Genomic DNA, 15,462 nt, shown 5'->3' with positions numbered 1-15,462 from the left:
GCCTTCCGCAGATAATTCCATCAGAAGCAAGAACGGAGAGGACACGTGGCCAAAACAAAAATCGCCATTATCGGAGGATCCGGCATCTATGACATCGATGGTCTTGAAGGTGCTGCTTGGGTTTCGGTTGAATCTCCGTGGGGTGATCCATCGGATCAGATCCTGACCGGCACCCTGGATGGGGTACCGATGGCGTTCCTGCCGCGCCATGGACGCGGGCACGTGCATTCCCCGACAGAGGTGCCCTATCGCGCCAATATCGACGCTTTGAAGCGGTTGGGTGTGACCGACGTCATCTCGGTCTCGGCCTGTGGGTCGTTTCGCGAGCATATGGCGCCGGGGGATTTTGTCATCGTCGATCAGTTCATCGACCGGACGTTTGCGCGTGAAAAAAGCTTTTTTGGCACCGGCTGTGTCGCGCATGTCAGCGTCGCGCATCCGACCTGCCCGCGCCTGTCGGATGCTTGCGAAACCGCAGCCAAGGCTGCGGGAATAACCATCCATCGCGGCGGCACCTATCTGGCGATGGAGGGGCCGCAATTTTCTTCCCTCGCGGAATCAAAGATGTACCGTGAGCATTGGGGGTGCGATGTGATTGGCATGACCAACATGCCCGAAGCCAAGCTCGCGCGTGAGGCCGAGTTGTGTTACGCATCCGTTGCGATGGTCACGGATTACGACAGTTGGCACCCGGACCACGGCGAGGTCGACATCGCGACCATCGTTGCGACGCTGACAGGCAACGCCGACAAGGCCCGCGCATTGGTCAAAGGATTGCCGGGACCGTTGGACCCAGACCGCGCGCCCTGCCCGTTTGGGTGTGACCGGGCACTGGAATACGCCGTCCTGACCGCACCCGAAAAGCGCGATCCGGCAGTAATGGCGAAACTGGATGCGGTGGCCGGGCGCGTTCTATAACCCATACTGCGGAGGCTCGTTAGTTTATGGGCAAGTGACGACTCACTTCATCCCATAAACCATGCGACCACAAATCACTGTGGGTTCCGTCAGGGGTTACAAACAATTGCCCTGATGGACCGGACAACGCGGCCAATGCCTCGCTATGGTGAAGCGGAACGGTTTCATCCTGAGCACCGTGAAAGATCAATATCGGCATCTCGATTTGCCCGATGATGTCGCGCGTGGCAAATTTATCCCGCATCAGCGCGTGAACCGGCAACCAGGGGTATCTTTCGGCAGCAACGTCGACCGTTGCGGTAAAGGGGGCTTCCAGCACAAGCAGCTCGGCCTCGGGCCTTTGCGCTGCGACGGCGGCGGCCACTCCTGTCCCCAAACTCTGACCGTGCAGCACAATCCGATCCCCTTGGGCGTGAAGTGCATCAAACAATTCCAAACCATCGGAAATCAGCGCCGGTTCCGAAGACTCACCTTCGCTGCCCGGAAACCCACGATAGCTGGGTGCCAGCAGGCCAAACCCGCTGTTGAGAATCTCGCGGAACCGGTCTGCGCGATCCGCCAGATTGCCGCTTTGTCCGTGAAAGAACAAAACTGTCGGTGCCCCTTCGATTGCTGGTGGCGCTGACCATACAGCCAACGTGACCTCATCCGACATCTGAAACTGAACAAGCTCAACATCCGCCAGCCCGATCGCAGATGGGGCTGGCAAGTCGCCTTCGGGTTTGAAGAGAAGCGAGCTCTGGTTGACATACATATACGAGACGGCAGCCGCATAGAGCAGACAGCCCAGCGCCAGTGCGGCAAACAGAGCTTTCTTCGGCGACCATCTGCGTTCAGGGGAAAAGGTCTTGGGGTCCACGCTGTGTGCCTGTGTCATCGATTTCTCCGCCATCGAAACCCAAATTCTGGTAACCGCTAGCAGAATTTCAAGAAATGTGCCGAAACCTTAACGCATTCTTTAGCCTGTTGCCACGATGCCAACATTTTAGCAATTCCCAACATCCGAACTTGAAAGACACAAGGGGTTGGCCATGTTGATCCGAAGAAACTCAAACAAAACAGGTCGTTGCCTGATCAAAACCGAGACGAAGACCCGACATGAACCGCCTTGAAGCATTGGATGGCGCACGTTTTCTGGCCTTTTGCGGCATGGTGCTGGTTAATTTCCGAATTGCCGCTCAGGTCGCCCCAGGCGACGACTGGGCCACGGCCCTGATCAACGCGTTGGAAGGGCGCGCCGCTGCGTTGTTTGTCATTTTGGCAGGGATCGGGGTGAGTTTGTCACGCATTGCGCCGTCCCTGTTGCTGAAGCGTGCAGCGTTTTTGTTTGTGCTGGGCCTGATCAACATGACGATCTTCGATGCGGATATCCTGCATTTCTACGCAGTCTATTTCGTTGTCGGGGCCGCGTTTTTGACAGCGTCCGAACGCGCCCTTTGGCTGGGCGCTTTGACAGTTGTCGCCCTGTCGGTATTTGCGATTTTGACCTTTGATTATGACCGAGGATGGGACTGGCAAACCCTGACTTACACTGACCTTTGGACGCTGCCGGGGTTTCTGCGCAACACCATTTTCAATGGCTGGCATCCGGTCCTGCCCTGGGCTGCATTTCTCTTGATCGGCATGGCAATCGGGCGAACCGACTTGCGAACGCTGTGTATTCAACACCGGCTGATCATGTGGGGCTTTGGCGTAGCAGTTCTGGCGCTATTCCCGCAAATGTTGGCGTCTGATCCCGAGTTGGCGGCGTATTTGGGGACCGAGTCGATACCTCCGGGGCCGTTCTACATCCTTGCAGGCACCGGAAGCGCCTGTGTCGTCATAGGGGTGCTTCTAAAGCTGTGGCCGGTTTTCGAGCGTGCTCGGATAACACCGGTACTGACGGCCCCGGGTCGCCAAAGCCTGACCTTGTATATGGCCCATATCCTGATCGGTATGGGCGCGCTAGAGGCATTGGGTTTGCTGGATGGAACGTTGACGACCCCGCAGATCACGGCAATCGCATTGCTGTTTTGTTCCGCCTCTTCGGGATATGCGTTGCTCTGGTCCCGCAAATTCCGTCGAGGCCCGTTGGAGGCGCTGATGCGGTGGATAACCCAACCGCACAGGGCTTGACGGCACCAAAGTATCAGGGCTTGGTGGCGCAAAACAGATTAGGACGCCCCATGGAACTTGACCTTTGGCTGGCTTTTGTGGCCGCTTCGACCGCCCTGCTGCTAATACCCGGCCCGACCGTTCTGCTGGTGCTAAGTTACGCATTGTCCAAAGGCCGAAGCGTTGCCGTTGCCTCGGCCACCGGGGTGGCCCTGGGCGATCTGATCGCCATGACAGCTTCCTTGCTGGGGCTGGGTGCGCTGGTTCTGGCATCAGCGATCCTGTTTTCAGCCCTAAAATGGATCGGCGCGGCCTATTTGGTGTGGCTCGGCGTGAAACTTCTGCGCAGCGCACCTTCGGACGGTTTGGATCCGATGCGCACCGAGAACGATGTGACCGCGCGCAGTGTGTTTGGCCATGCAGCGGCCGTGACCGCGTTGAACCCTAAATCAATTGCCTTTTTCATTGCTTTTGTGCCGCAATTCCTGCGACCAGCCGACGCTCTGGGTCCTCAATTCGCGATCCTGATCGCCACTTTTGTTGGTCTGGCCTGGCTGAATGCGCTTGCTTATGCACTGCTCGCGGACCGCCTTCGCCGAATGATCGGGCGCGCAGGCATCATAACTGCAATCACGCGATTTGGAGGTTTGGCCCTTATCGGAATGGGCGTGGCAACAACCATCCTCAGACGTCCGGCCTAAAGGATCAATCCTCGGCGTTTTCTTTCATAAAACCACGGATGAATCGGCGGATTTCGCGGGCGGCTGATGTGTCGAGTTCTTTGCACAGTTCGACAAACGCATCCCGTTCATCTTTATCCAAACGCAGGACCAACTGACTGTTTTTCTTGGTAGACCCCTTGCTGTCTTTCTTTGCCACGCCTTTTGATCCTATTCGAGACTTGATTCTTTCCGAGATGCAATGCATATACATAGCATAGAAGTTGTAGTTATCGGGCACATAACAACAAAAATAGGAATTAGGCAATGAATCTTCATGCTGCTCAGGCATTTCTTTTGCGAGACCAACGCAACTGGCGCAAACCGCACCTGTCGTGGCTGCCAGCGTCACTGTACAGATATTATAGCCTGCCGAATGTCATAGCACGCCGCCGCAAGTAACGCAGGCGGCAGACTCTCCTTGCATGAACGGGCGTCTTGGGCCAAACACTGGCGTGTTTTTTGACGCGCAAAGGGTGGCCCATGTCCAGAAACAAAACAGTCAAGGATTACATTCGGACCATCGTTGATTTCCCGCATGAAGGGATCATGTTTCGCGATGTCACCACTTTGTTTGCCGATCCGCGCGGGTTTCGTATCGCCATCGACCAAATGCTGCACCCCTACGCGGGCGAGCGGATTGACAAAGTTGTAGGCCTAGAGGCCCGCGGTTTCATTCTGGGCGGCGCAATCGCTCATCAACTGAGCGTCGGTTTCGTACCGATCCGCAAAAAGGGCAAATTGCCCGGCACCACGATCAGTCAGGACTATAAGCTGGAATACGGCGAGGCGATCGTGGAAATCCACGATGATGCCATCCAGCCGGGCGAAAAAATTCTTGTCGTAGATGACCTTTTGGCCACCGGAGGCACAGCCGAGGCCGGAATAAAACTGATCGAACGCTTAGGCGGGGAAATCGTCTCCTGCGCGTTCATTATCGATCTGCCCGAACTGGGTGGGCACAAAGTGCTGGAAAGCATGGGTATGGACGTTCACGTGCTATGCGAATTCGAGGGGCTCTGACGCAAACCAATCACGAAAGCGTGATTGGATAATTCCAAATGCCGAGGCTTAGCTCCTGCGCCCACCAAATCAATCCCTTTATCGTGTTACGGCGTTGATCTGTCCCTGACATCGGCCCGTACCGTTGACGATGCCACCTGAGGCATTTTCAACAAGGGAAGTTATCCGATGTTTCGCAAAATCGCTTTCGCCAGCGCCACAACCCTCCTGCTGACCACAACCGCCTTTGCGGGCGGCCACAAGAAAGACATTGTGGACACAGCGGTTGGGGCCGGCAGCTTCACCACACTCGTTGCAGCCGTACAAGCTGCTGATTTGGTGGATACGTTGAAGGGCGAAGGTCCGTTCACCGTCTTTGCCCCAACCGACGAAGCCTTTGCCGCCCTGCCCGAGGGTACAGTGGAGAACTTGCTCAAACCCGAGAACAAGGATCAACTGGTCGCAATCCTGACCTATCATGTGGTGCCTGGAAAAGTGATGTCGGGCGATCTGTCCGATGACATGTCTGCGGCCACAGTCCAGGGCGGTGAAGTCACCATCGATCTGGATAACGGCGTAATGGTGAATGACGCAAACGTTGTTCAAGCCGATATCGAGGCCGACAACGGCGTGATCCACGTGATCGACAAAGTCATTCTGCCATCGTCGTAACTGCAGACAATGGCGGCCCGGTCAGCCGGGCCGCTTTCTCGATCCTATCTCAGAACTGCACCGGGATTCATAATCCCCATCGGGTCCAACGCCTGTTTGATCGCACGCATCGCGGCAAGCTTGGTCCGATCCCCGTATTGCTCGACATCTTCCGCTTTCAGACGCCCAACGCCATGTTCGGCACTGACAGAACCTTCATACGCGTGCACCAACTCGTGCACCGCCCGTTGGACGACACCTCGCTGACTTACAAACTCCGCCTTCTTGCGTCCTTTGGGCGGGAAAACGTTGAAGTGCAGATTTCCGTCCCCAAGATGGCCAAAACAATTGATCCTGTATTGTCCAAGCGCCGCAACCTTTTCGGTGCCGTTCCGGATGAATTCAGGGATACGCGAAATCGGAACGGAGATGTCGTGGCTTGAAACGGATCCGATCAAGCGGTTCGCCTCCGGAATAAGTTCGCGCACGGCCCAAAGCGCGTCCCGCTGCGCAAGTGTCTGTGCGATGACGCCGTCTGTCACCAAACCCTTAGACAACCCTGATTCGAACGCCGTTTCCAATTCCATCGCCGGGTTCTGCCTGCCGGTCAGTCCCAGCTCAATCAGCACGCTCCATTCGGGCATGGTCTCAAAAGGTTGCCGCGTGTCCGGCAAAACCTCGGATAGAAACTCCAGCCCTTGCCGATGAATCAGTTCAAAGGCACTGATCCCTTCGCCAACCTGATCCCGCAGAACAGACAGCATTTCGATGGCGGCACCGGGGGACGCCACCTGAAAAATCGCCGCACCAACCTGAGACGGGTTTGGGAACAGCTTCAACGACGCTGCAGTAATGATACCCAACGTGCCCTCAGACCCGATCAGCAAGTCGCGCAGATCATATCCAGTATTGTCCTTCCGCAACCGGCTGAGGCCGCGCCAGATTTTACCATCCGGCAAAACCGCCTCAAGCCCCAAACACAGGTCACGCGCATTGCCATAGCGCAGCACATTCAGACCGCCGGCATTGGTCGCCAGATTCCCGCCAATCCGACAGGATCCTTGCGCGGCCAGAGACAAGGGAAACAGACGACCCGCATCCTGCGCTGCGGCCTGAACATCGGCAAGAATCGTCCCACCCTCGGCAATCAGCACATTCTCGGTCGGATAGAGGGCCCGGATTGTCGCCATACGTTCAAGAGAGATCACCAGCGGCACAGGGCCATCCGGCAACACTTGCCCGCCAACCAAACCTGTCCCGCCACCGTAAGGAACAACAGGAACCCGCGCATCAGCGGCCAGCCGGACCAGCACCGACACCTCTTCAACGGTGCGAGGCATTGCCAGCAGGCCAGACTGTCCGAAAAACCGCCCGCGCGGCTCCTCAAGAAAGCGTTGTTCGATGGGACGCAATACGTTGGGTAACGCCTCGCGAATTCTCTCGCCCAGATTTTCATCGGCAGGGTTCAGTCTCATGCCCCTTCCTTGCCCAAGCTTGCGCGTTCCGGCAAGGCCTATTCCAGATCGATCAGATATCGGGGCTCAAGCACAACAACGGTCGGACGATCCGGTAGATCGCGCAAGGAAACTATAATTTCGGAGACCCCTGTACGCTCGACCGGAAATTCATTGCGAATATCCACCAAAAACCGATCAAGCGAAAACCCGGAAAACCAGTGCATGGGTATGATGACCGAACTTTTCAGCCGTTTTAGAACCTGGATCATATCCGGCAACGGCATGGTTGTACCGCCATCGACCGCCGCCATAACCACATCCAAACGCCCCAAAGCGGCAAACTGTTCATCCGTGGGCACATGATGCAAATGCCCCAGATGTCCGATACACAGCCCTTCGACCTCGAACACGAAAATCGAATTCCCGCGTTCTTCGACCCCGCCATATGGGGACCGGATATCGGTCGACACGTTCCGAACCAGCATCTCGCCCAGATCAAGGTAATGGTCGATGCCCTGCCCAAACTCCCCCCACCCCGGCAGGACATGTGGAATGGCAGGATCAGGATGCGCCGTCCAATGCGTGCTGTGCGCGTGGTTCATGGTCACAACGTCCGGAATCAAATCCGCCCCGCCAATGAACCCGGTAAAATCGGTTACTGCGTTCAGTCCACCCGGCGTCTGAATCAGAAACGACGCATGAGCGACATAGCTGATCCGAACCGAAAACTCGGGCACCGGGTCGCTCCAGGACGCCTTGTGCAGATACTCTATCCCCGGTGTTGCATCGGCAATAGCGATACAATGGCTCGGCCTCCGCTCTTGTGCCGAAGCCGCGCCCGAAATCATCACCACTGCCAAAACCAACCAGCGCATGACCCTAGTGTAGCGCACTACGCCGCCAAGTCATGCCCCTTGCTTCATCTGGCCAAAAATATCCCGGGGGAGCCGCCCAAAGGGCGGCTGGGGCAGAGCCCCCAATGGCCCCTCGGGGGCCGACTAACCAGCGTCCGTCTTCCCGCGCCGATCCGAACGCAAGCTGGCATACAGAACATGCGTTCGCCATCGCCCATTGATCTGCAAATACGACTGCGCCACGCCCTCGTATTTAAAACCCGAGCTTTCCAGCAGCCCGCGTGAGGGTTTGTTTTCCGGCAAACATGCTGCCTGAATCCGACTCAAATCCAACCTTGTGAACGCATGGTGAACCAATGCCCCAATCGCCTCGCGCATATAGCCCTGCCGCGCGAAAGCCTGTCCGGTCCAGTATCCCAAGGTGCCAGCCTGCGCCGGTCCACGCTGGATGTTGTCCAGCGTGATGGCGCCCACCAAAACATCGTCGCTGCGACGAAACAGAAACAGCGGTACTGCCGTTCCGCTGGCCACCGACCGCTGCGCCCAATAAACCCTGTTGGTGAAGGATTTGCGCGTCAGATGATCCGACGCCCAGACCGGCTCCCACGGTGTCAGATATTCTTTGGACGCGCGCCGCAACGCGGCCCAATCTCCAAAATCGGAATGTATAGGCGGGCGCAGGCTGAGGCGCTCGGTCTCGAGTTTCAGCTTGCGTCTGCCCAACAGCATCACGCCGCACGCCTCTCCTGCAAATCCGCCAGTGTCGGCGCGCCCGAGATCGGACCATAGAGCGCCAGCGCCGCCGGGGCCTGCACCGCCATGTTTTCCGCAAAGGTGCGCACATCCTCGGTGCTGACCGCATCGATCTTGGCCACCGTGTCCTCCAGCGAGGGCACACGGCCCCAGATCTGCACCAGCCGCGCCAGACGCTCGGCCCGGTTCGACGGGCTTTCCAGCCCCATCAGCATCCCGGCCTTCATCTGAGCCCGCGCCCGAGCCACCTCTTCGGCGCTCATGTCTTCTGCCGCGCGCTTCATCTCATCGATGGTGATCGCACCAAGTTCGCCCACCTGATCGGCTGAAGTACCTGCATAGATCGTTGTTGTACCAGTATCCGCATAGGCCCCGGTCTGCGCGAAGATCGTATAACAAAGCCCGCGCGTTTCCCGCACTTCCTGGAACAGGCGCGAGGACATGCCTCCGCCCAGAGCGGTCGAATAGATCTGCGCGGTATAGATCGCATCATCGCGATAGCCCGGGCTTTCCAATGCCAAAGCGAAATGCGCCTGCTCCAGCTCTTTTTCCTGCCGCGCCTCACCGCCGGTGAATCGCGCCGCGTCGGGGATCACACCTTTGCGCGGTTTCAGATGGCCAAACATTTCTTCGGCTATTTTCATCAGCGCATCGTGATCCACAGCCCCGGCGGCAGACAGAATCATCTGCTCTGGCCCGTAATGTTCTGCCACAAACCCAGACAGGTCCTCGCGCGAGAACGCGCTGACCCGCTCGGACGGCCCAAGGATCGTCCGGCCCAGAGGCTGGTTGTGGTAGCTCTGCTCCTGCAGCCAATCAAAGATCACATCGTCAGGCGTATCGTAAGCCTGACCGATCTCTTGCAGGATCACGCCACGCTCGACCTCGATCTCGCGCGGGTCGAAAACCGGGTTCAGAACGATGTCGCCAATGACATCCATCGCAAGCGCCACGTCGTCCTTCAGAACCCGCGCGTAATAGGCCGTCACCTCGCGCGAGGTATAAGCGTTGATGTAACCGCCCACATCCTCGATCGCCTCGGCGATTTGCAACGCAGACCGGCGCTCGGTTCCCTTGAACGCCATGTGTTCAAGGAAATGCGCGATACCGTTCTGTTCGATCCGCTCATGCCGCCCACCGGCGGTTACCCAGATGCCGATGGCCGCCGATTGCAGCCCCGGCATATGTTCACTGACGATACGAAAGCCGTTCTTCAGTTGGTCTTGTCTGACTGTCACTCAGCGATATGCCTTCTGATATGATCCTCGAGGGCACCCAGATCATTGGCAATCCGCGTCACCCGTTCCGGACGTTCATACAGATCAGACATGCGGGATGGAAGAGGCGGATGTTCTCCGCTTGCCTTCTCGACCGCTGCCGGGAATTTCGCCGGGTGTGCCGTGGCCAGAGTGATCATCGGCACATCAGCGGAGCGATGTTCTTCCGAGACCTTGATACCAACGGCGGTGTGCGGGCAGACCAGTTCTGAGCTGTGGGCCAGCGTGTGCTTGATCGTCTCCAGCGTCTCATCCTCGGACACGCGACCCGAGTCAAAGCTTTCGCGCAGTGCCTCCATCGCGCCTTGGCTGACGTTGAAGCCGCCATTCCTGAGCTCGTCCATCAACTGCGCCACAGCACCGCCGTCCTCGCCATAGGCATAATACAGAGCCCGTTCAAAGTTCGAGCTGACCTGAATATCCATCGACGGGCTGATCGAGGGGATTGTGTCACCTTTGAAATAACCTTCACCGGATAGGCATCGATGCAGAATGTCATTCTGGTTGGTTGCGACGACCAGACGGTCAATCGGCAAGCCCATGCGTTTGGCCAGATAACCCGCGAAGATGTCACCGAAATTGCCAGTTGGCACCGTGAAGCTGACCTTGCGATGCGGCGCGCCAAGGCTGACGGCCGCCGTAAAGTAATAGACGATCTGTGCCAGAACGCGCGCGAAGTTGATCGAGTTCACACCGGCCAGTTTCACGCCGTCGCGGAAGTCGAAATCGTTGAACATATCCTTCAGCGCGGCCTGGCAATCGTCGAAATCTCCGTCAACAGCCAGCGCATGCACGTTGTTGTCCGTAGGCGTGGTCATCTGGCGGCGCTGCACCTCAGAGACACGGCCATGCGGGAACAGGATGAACACATCCACCGCGTCCAACCCCCGGAAAGCCTCAATGGCAGCAGAACCCGTATCGCCGCTGGTCGCGCCGACGATGGTAACTCGATCGCCATGCCGCTTCAGGGCCGCCTGAAACAGCTGGCCGATCAGTTGCATGGCGAAGTCTTTGAAAGCCAGCGTCGGGCCGTGGAACAGCTCCAACAGGAAGTGGTTCTCGTTCAACTGCTTCAAAGGCGCGCGGGCGTCATGGCCGAACCCTTCATAGGCGCGGGCGATGATCTCTTTGAACTCATCCTCGGCGAACGAGCCACTGACATAAGGCCACATCACGCGGAATGCGATGTCCTCGTAAGGCAGACCTGCCAAGGCGGCAATCTCGTCTTGCGACATCACCGGAATCTCGGCAGGCAAATACAGGCCGCCGTCGCGGGCGAGCCCGGTCAGCATCGCCTCTTCAAAGGTCAGTTCGGGCGCCTGCCCACGGGTCGAGATGTATTTCATGTCGCGTCACTCTCAGAATTGGCGCGGCTGCGCCACAGGAAGTATCCGGTCATCGCGGCCCAAACCAGGGCCAGACCAAACCAGGTGATTGCATATTGCAGGTGATCATTGGGAATGCCTGCCGTGTCCACGGGCAAAGGCGTTACGTCAGGGTCCGTAGCCGACCGGGCGATCAACAGCACGGGCTCTGCCCCCAAGGCGGCCGCCAGATTGGGCACATCGCGCGCAAACCAGATGTTGCCATCGATATCCGGTTCCGGCGTATAGCTGTCGATTTCATCCGGCCAGTGCAGGTTGCCGGTAACCTCCATCGGCCCGGTCAAACGATCAGCCTGCTTGGCGGTTGTCGGCACAAAGCCGCGATCCACCAGAATGGTCCGGTCTTGTGTGCTGAAAGACTGGATAATGCGGTACCCTGCTCCGACCTGCTTAACCGACACCAGAACGTGAATTTCCCCGGGCTCCATCTCGCCTGAAACGGTGACGGGCAGATATTTGTGCTCATCCGCGTCGATCTGTGACGGCAAGGCAATCGGATCGGCAGAGATGCGGCTTTCGATTTCAGCCAGAACACCCTGCTTCCAGCCCAGCCGCTGCACCTGCCAGATGCCCAGCGACACCAGCACGCCCAATCCGGCGAGGCCAAAGATCAGCAGGAACAGGATGCGGCGCATTTCTGGGCAAAACCTCGTATCTGGAACCGGCGTCTTGTTAAGGGCGGCGTAGGCAGAATTGCAACCACGCAATTGTATGGGGCGCAATCTTGCGCCCCGGATAGAGAAAAAGCCGCCCCTAAGGGCGGCTTTTGCAATTGGATCACCTGACCCGGTTACATCAGAGGCGCCTGACCCCAGATGTAAACAGCGAAGAACAGGAACAGCCAGACAACGTCAACGAAGTGCCAGTACCAGGCGGCGGCTTCGAAACCGACATGCTTCTCGGGTGTGAAATCCCCTCGCAACGCGCGGATCAGACAGACCGACAAGAAGATCGTCCCGATAACAACATGGAAGCCATGGAAACCGGTTGCCATGAAGAAGTTCGAATAGAACTGATCACCGCCAAATTTCCAGCCTTCGTGGGCCAGCAGCTCATAATATTCAAAGGCCTGCAGCGCAGTAAAGGCGATGCCCAGAACAATACCGATGGCCAAACCGTTGATCAACGCCTTGCGGTCATTGTCGTGGACCAGGGCGTGGTGTGCCCAGGTGATCGCACAGCCCGACAGCAACAGGACCAGAGTGTTGATCAGCGGCAGGTGGAACGGGTCAACCGCGTGGATATCCGGCTGGATGTATTCGGTGCCAGCATAGTCGTACATCGGATACATGCGATGTTTGAAGAACGACCAGAACCAGGCAAAGAAGAACATCACCTCGGACATCACGAACAGAATGAAGCCATAGCGCAGGCCGATGCGGACAACCGGCGTGTGATCGCCCTGACGGCTTTCCACAACGACTTCGGACCACCAGGCGAACATGGTGTAAAGAACGGCCACCAGACCGGCCCAGAACATCCACGGGGTGATCCCGTGCATCCAAAGGACGGCTCCGAACAGCATCACGAAGCCGCCAATCGCGCCGATCAGCGGCCAGATCGATGGAGCCAGAATGTGATAATCGTGGTTTTTAGCGTGTGCCATCAGCGTCCCTCACCTACAGGCGTTAGTTCGTGTTTGTATCTTCCTGCGTCTCGAGGGCAGCATAGCCCTCGGGCAGGTCAATTTCGTAGAATGTATACGACAGAGTGATCGTATGCACATATTTGGCTTCGAGGTCCTCGACCAATTCGGGATCAACGAAGAAACTCACCGGCATCTCTACCCGCTCCCCGGGCTCCAGCACTTGTTCTTCAAAGCAGAAACAGGCGATTTTCTGGAAATAGCCGCCCGCCGAATAAGGCGCGACGTTGTAGGATGCCTGCCCGGCAATGGGCCGATCCGTCGGGTTATATGCCTCATAGAACGCTAGGCCTGTTTCGCCGATCCGCACTTCCATCTCGCGCTCGACCGGTTTGAATTCCCAGGCCATGCCTTTTGCCTTGGAGGCGTCAAACCGCACGGTAATGGTCCGGTCCAGGATGTCCTCAGGCGCGGCCTCGGCAACCCCTGTTGTGCCCCCAAATCCAGTCACGCGGCAGAACCAGTCGTAGAACGGTACGGCTGCCCAGGCCAGGCTGCCCATCAGCAGGACCACGCCCACAGTTTGCGACACTGTTTTTTGCGGACCCGACAACGCCATCAGTTCTGCACCTCTTGCGTCGCCATGCCAAAATCGGTGCCGGAAACCTTAACGACGGTCAGGCCAAAGATAATCACAATGAATGCCGCCAATGTCAGGCCAACACCAAGATTGCGACCAAACCGGCGCTGATGCAGCTCGTGGCTTTTTCGCAGGCTCAAGACCAACCTCCCAACCCATAGGGTTTTAGCAGAGCTTCGGCCAAAATCGCACCGAAGTGCAGGAAAAGGTAGAGCAGCGAGAGCTTGAAGAAAGACTGCTCGACCTTGAAATTGTCGGCTTCGCACTCCTGCTCGGACCGGCGCGAAATCTGCCAGGCCCCGCGCAGGAACAGCGCATTCATCACAAGGGCAACCGCCAGATAGACCGGCCCGCCGATATCAGAAAACGCGGTGCCAATGGCCAGAACGGCCAGCAAACCCGTATAGACCAGAATATGCGTGCGCGTTGCTTTGCGCCCATGAGTCACGGTTAGCATCGGCACGCCCGCATCGTCGTAATCCGAGCGCATGAACAAGGCCAAAGCCCAGAAATGCGGTGGCGTCCACATGAAGGTCAGGGCGAACATCAGCCAGGGTTCGACGGACATTGTTCCGGTTGCAGCGACCCAACCGATGACCGGAGGGAACGCACCCGCGGCACCACCAATCACTATGTTCTGTGGCGTCGAACGCTTGAGCCACATGGTGTAGACAGCAACATAGAAAAAGATCGTGAAAGCCAGAAACGCCCCTGCAAACCAGTTGGTTGCCAGCCCCAGCATGATCACCGACAGGCCCGAAAGTGTCAGGCCTATCGCCAGTGCCTCACCCTCTTGGACTTTGCCGGACGGTATCGGACGCCCCTTGGTGCGTTTCATCACCTTGTCGATATCCGCATCCCACCACATATTCAGCGCACCCGAGGCACCGCCTCCGATTGCGATGAACAGGATCGCGCAGAAACCGATAAACGGGTGCACAGGGGTCGGAGCTGCCAGCAACCCAACCAAAGCAGTGAACACAACCAGCGACATCACGCGTGGCTTGAGCAACGCGAAGTAGTCGCCAAAGCTGGCCTCGTCGGCATGCGCCTTTGCGGTCACTTGGCTGGCATTGATGCTTGCGTCGCTCATTACGGGTCCTTTAGGGGCGAAAACTGCGCGGTAACCGCGCAGCCATTATTCAAACCGCAGGGTCGAAACCCCGCGCCGGGTCATCAGTTCGAGGCAACCTGATAGGTGGCCGGCTGTCCCGCGTATTCTTCCAGAGCGCCTTGCAGCCACTCTTCATACGCTTCCTCACTGACAACCTTGACCGTGATCGGCATGTAGGCATGGTCCTTGCCGCAAAGCTCGGAGCATTGACCAAAGTAGACGCCTTCCTTGTCGGCCTGGAACCACAGTTCAGCCAAACGACCCGGAACACCGTCCTGCTTCACTCCGAACGAGGGGATGGTCCACGAATGGATCACGTCCGACGCGGTGACTTGCATGACGATGATTTTTCCGACCGGTACGACCACGGCAGTGTCGGTCGCCAGTAGCCATTCGTCCTCGCCATAACCCGCATCAGAAAGCTTGGCGCGCATCGCATCATCCAGAACAAACGGGGTGACATCCGCATCTGCTGGGCGCGCGCCTTCGTCCAGAGTGGCTGGGTGACCCAGCAGATAGCTGTCGAACGCGAAATCGTGATCAACGTATTCGTAGGTCCAGTACCACTGGTTGCCCACAACCTTGATGACCACGTCACCTTCGGGGATTTCCTGCTGTTTGAACAGAACCGGAAGCGAGAAGGCACCGATAAAGACCAGAATCAGGATCGGCCCAAGGGTCCATGCAATCTCAACCGGGGTATAGTGCGAGAATCGCGCCGGTGTCGGGTTCACACGAGAGTTGTAGCGCACGATGCAATAGATCAGCAGACCAGCCACAAACAGACAGATCGCGGTGATGATCACCAGAATCATGTTGTCCAGCGAATGAATCCCTTCCGCAAGGCTGGTCGCTGCGGGCTGGAAACCCATGCCGCCATCAACCGGCTTGCCAATAATCTCAAGCTCCTGAGCCATGGCGGGAAGGCTGGAGAGGGCCGTTACAAGCCCCGAAAGCATCAAAGCATTCTTCATATTCTGTCCTGATCGTTTGATCTTTGCGTCCCTGGCGAA

Annotated in this window: 18 protein-coding genes; 5 read left to right on the top strand and 13 right to left on the bottom strand. The window is 57.6% G+C overall.

Annotation, left to right across the window (positions count from 1 at the left end):
- Positions 1–45 precede the first annotated feature (45 nt).
- The gene (locus ACP0GE_RS15870) at positions 46–918 is read left to right on the top strand and encodes an S-methyl-5'-thioadenosine phosphorylase (RefSeq protein WP_424832885.1); all 873 of its coding nucleotides are present in this window, start codon (positions 46–48) and stop codon (positions 916–918) included.
- A 19-nt stretch (positions 919–937) separates the two neighbouring features.
- Here the strand turns inward: ACP0GE_RS15870 and ACP0GE_RS15865 are convergent, their stop codons facing one another.
- Entirely contained in the window at positions 938–1,795 is an 858-nt protein-coding gene (locus ACP0GE_RS15865; protein ID WP_424832884.1) for an alpha/beta hydrolase, read from the bottom strand.
- Positions 1,796–2,016: 221 nt separating this feature from the next.
- On the opposite strand from ACP0GE_RS15865, the gene ACP0GE_RS15860 reads away from it, so the two are divergent.
- Together ACP0GE_RS15860 and ACP0GE_RS15855 are read left to right on the top strand one after the other, a co-directional pair.
- Positions 2,017–3,033, top strand: a complete 1,017-nt coding sequence (locus ACP0GE_RS15860) for a DUF418 domain-containing protein (protein ID WP_424832883.1) — start codon at positions 2,017–2,019, stop codon at positions 3,031–3,033.
- Positions 3,034–3,083: 50 nt separating this feature from the next.
- Entirely contained in the window at positions 3,084–3,713 is a 630-nt protein-coding gene (locus tag ACP0GE_RS15855) for a LysE family translocator (protein WP_424832882.1), read from the top strand.
- Between the two features lie 4 nt (positions 3,714–3,717).
- Here ACP0GE_RS15855 and ACP0GE_RS15850 read toward each other — a convergent pair whose 3' ends face one another.
- Positions 3,718–4,083, bottom strand: a complete 366-nt coding sequence (locus ACP0GE_RS15850) for a hypothetical protein (protein ID WP_424832881.1) — start codon at positions 4,081–4,083, stop codon at positions 3,718–3,720.
- Between the two features lie 131 nt (positions 4,084–4,214).
- On the opposite strand from ACP0GE_RS15850, the gene ACP0GE_RS15845 reads away from it, so the two are divergent.
- Both ACP0GE_RS15845 and ACP0GE_RS15840 read left to right on the top strand, forming a co-directional pair.
- Entirely contained in the window at positions 4,215–4,754 is a 540-nt protein-coding gene (locus tag ACP0GE_RS15845) for an adenine phosphoribosyltransferase (protein ID WP_424832880.1), read from the top strand.
- A gap of 168 nt (positions 4,755–4,922) precedes the next feature.
- Positions 4,923–5,405: a fasciclin domain-containing protein gene (locus ACP0GE_RS15840; RefSeq protein ID WP_424832879.1), complete on the top strand. Its 483-nt coding sequence runs from the start codon at positions 4,923–4,925 to the stop codon at positions 5,403–5,405.
- Between the two features lie 44 nt (positions 5,406–5,449).
- Here ACP0GE_RS15840 and ACP0GE_RS15835 read toward each other — a convergent pair whose 3' ends face one another.
- The 11 genes from ACP0GE_RS15835 to coxB form a co-directional block, all read right to left on the bottom strand.
- Positions 5,450–6,859, bottom strand: coding sequence for an FAD-binding oxidoreductase (locus ACP0GE_RS15835; RefSeq protein ID WP_424832878.1), 1,410 nt, complete (start codon positions 6,857–6,859; stop codon positions 5,450–5,452).
- Between the two features lie 38 nt (positions 6,860–6,897).
- A complete protein-coding gene (locus ACP0GE_RS15830) occupies positions 6,898–7,716 on the bottom strand; it encodes an MBL fold metallo-hydrolase (RefSeq protein WP_424832877.1) in 819 nt (272 codons plus the stop codon).
- Positions 7,717–7,839: 123 nt separating this feature from the next.
- Positions 7,840–8,424 (bottom strand): GNAT family N-acetyltransferase, encoded by a 585-nt coding sequence (locus ACP0GE_RS15825; protein ID WP_424832876.1) that lies wholly within the window; start codon positions 8,422–8,424, stop codon positions 7,840–7,842.
- A complete protein-coding gene (locus ACP0GE_RS15820) occupies positions 8,424–9,686 on the bottom strand; it encodes a M16 family metallopeptidase (RefSeq protein ID WP_424832875.1) in 1,263 nt (420 codons plus the stop codon). Before ACP0GE_RS15820 ends, ACP0GE_RS15825 begins: the two co-directional genes overlap by 1 nt.
- Positions 9,683–11,071: a threonine synthase gene (gene thrC / locus ACP0GE_RS15815; RefSeq protein ID WP_424832874.1), complete on the bottom strand. Its 1,389-nt coding sequence runs from the start codon at positions 11,069–11,071 to the stop codon at positions 9,683–9,685. The genes ACP0GE_RS15820 and thrC overlap by 4 nt, the downstream gene beginning before the upstream one ends.
- Complete coding sequence (locus ACP0GE_RS15810; protein ID WP_424832873.1) at positions 11,068–11,745, bottom strand: SURF1 family protein; 678 nt, start codon at positions 11,743–11,745, stop codon at positions 11,068–11,070. The genes thrC and ACP0GE_RS15810 overlap by 4 nt, the downstream gene beginning before the upstream one ends.
- Before the next feature lie 155 nt (positions 11,746–11,900).
- Entirely contained in the window at positions 11,901–12,716 is an 816-nt protein-coding gene (locus ACP0GE_RS15805; RefSeq protein WP_424832872.1) for a cytochrome c oxidase subunit 3, read from the bottom strand.
- A gap of 22 nt (positions 12,717–12,738) precedes the next feature.
- Positions 12,739–13,314 carry a cytochrome c oxidase assembly protein gene (locus ACP0GE_RS15800; protein WP_424832871.1) on the bottom strand — a complete coding sequence of 192 codons (576 nt, stop codon included), beginning with the start codon at positions 13,312–13,314 and terminating at the stop codon, positions 12,739–12,741.
- On the bottom strand, positions 13,314–13,475 hold the full coding sequence (locus ACP0GE_RS15795; protein WP_170530980.1) for a hypothetical protein: 162 nt from the start codon (positions 13,473–13,475) through the stop codon (positions 13,314–13,316). Before ACP0GE_RS15795 ends, ACP0GE_RS15800 begins: the two co-directional genes overlap by 1 nt.
- Complete coding sequence (cyoE, locus tag ACP0GE_RS15790) at positions 13,472–14,428, bottom strand: heme o synthase (RefSeq protein WP_424832870.1); 957 nt, start codon at positions 14,426–14,428, stop codon at positions 13,472–13,474. Before cyoE ends, ACP0GE_RS15795 begins: the two co-directional genes overlap by 4 nt.
- 83 nt (positions 14,429–14,511) lie before the next feature.
- Positions 14,512–15,423, bottom strand: a complete 912-nt coding sequence (gene coxB / locus ACP0GE_RS15785; protein ID WP_424832869.1) for a cytochrome c oxidase subunit II — start codon at positions 15,421–15,423, stop codon at positions 14,512–14,514.
- Positions 15,424–15,462: the final 39 nt, after the last annotated feature.

The sequence above is a fragment of the Ruegeria sp. genome, from assembly GCF_965243365.1.
GTDB lineage: Bacteria > Pseudomonadota > Alphaproteobacteria > Rhodobacterales > Rhodobacteraceae > Ruegeria.
Note: the sequence above shows the minus strand (reverse complement) of the source record. Positions and strands in the feature narration are given on the sequence as shown.

What these genes read in the sequence shown, in the direction of transcription:
- ACP0GE_RS15865 (WP_424832884.1), bottom strand. Translation starts at nt 1,795, where the DNA reads ATGACACAGGCACACAGCGTGGACCCCAAGACCTTTTCCCCTGAACGC.
- ACP0GE_RS15860 (WP_424832883.1), top strand. Translation starts at nt 2,017, where the DNA reads ATGAACCGCCTTGAAGCATTGGATGGCGCACGTTTTCTGGCCTTTTGC.
- ACP0GE_RS15855 (WP_424832882.1), top strand. Translation starts at nt 3,084, where the DNA reads ATGGAACTTGACCTTTGGCTGGCTTTTGTGGCCGCTTCGACCGCCCTG.
- ACP0GE_RS15845 (WP_424832880.1), top strand. Translation starts at nt 4,215, where the DNA reads ATGTCCAGAAACAAAACAGTCAAGGATTACATTCGGACCATCGTTGAT.
- ACP0GE_RS15840 (WP_424832879.1), top strand. Translation starts at nt 4,923, where the DNA reads ATGTTTCGCAAAATCGCTTTCGCCAGCGCCACAACCCTCCTGCTGACC.
- ACP0GE_RS15835 (WP_424832878.1), bottom strand. Translation starts at nt 6,859, where the DNA reads ATGAGACTGAACCCTGCCGATGAAAATCTGGGCGAGAGAATTCGCGAG.
- ACP0GE_RS15830 (WP_424832877.1), bottom strand. Translation starts at nt 7,716, where the DNA reads ATGCGCTGGTTGGTTTTGGCAGTGGTGATGATTTCGGGCGCGGCTTCG.
- ACP0GE_RS15825 (WP_424832876.1), bottom strand. Translation starts at nt 8,424, where the DNA reads ATGCTGTTGGGCAGACGCAAGCTGAAACTCGAGACCGAGCGCCTCAGC.
- thrC (WP_424832874.1), bottom strand. Translation starts at nt 11,071, where the DNA reads ATGAAATACATCTCGACCCGTGGGCAGGCGCCCGAACTGACCTTTGAA.
- ACP0GE_RS15810 (WP_424832873.1), bottom strand. Translation starts at nt 11,745, where the DNA reads ATGCGCCGCATCCTGTTCCTGCTGATCTTTGGCCTCGCCGGATTGGGC.
- ACP0GE_RS15805 (WP_424832872.1), bottom strand. Translation starts at nt 12,716, where the DNA reads ATGGCACACGCTAAAAACCACGATTATCACATTCTGGCTCCATCGATC.
- ACP0GE_RS15800 (WP_424832871.1), bottom strand. Translation starts at nt 13,314, where the DNA reads ATGGCGTTGTCGGGTCCGCAAAAAACAGTGTCGCAAACTGTGGGCGTG.
- cyoE (WP_424832870.1), bottom strand. Translation starts at nt 14,428, where the DNA reads ATGAGCGACGCAAGCATCAATGCCAGCCAAGTGACCGCAAAGGCGCAT.
- coxB (WP_424832869.1), bottom strand. Translation starts at nt 15,423, where the DNA reads ATGAAGAATGCTTTGATGCTTTCGGGGCTTGTAACGGCCCTCTCCAGC.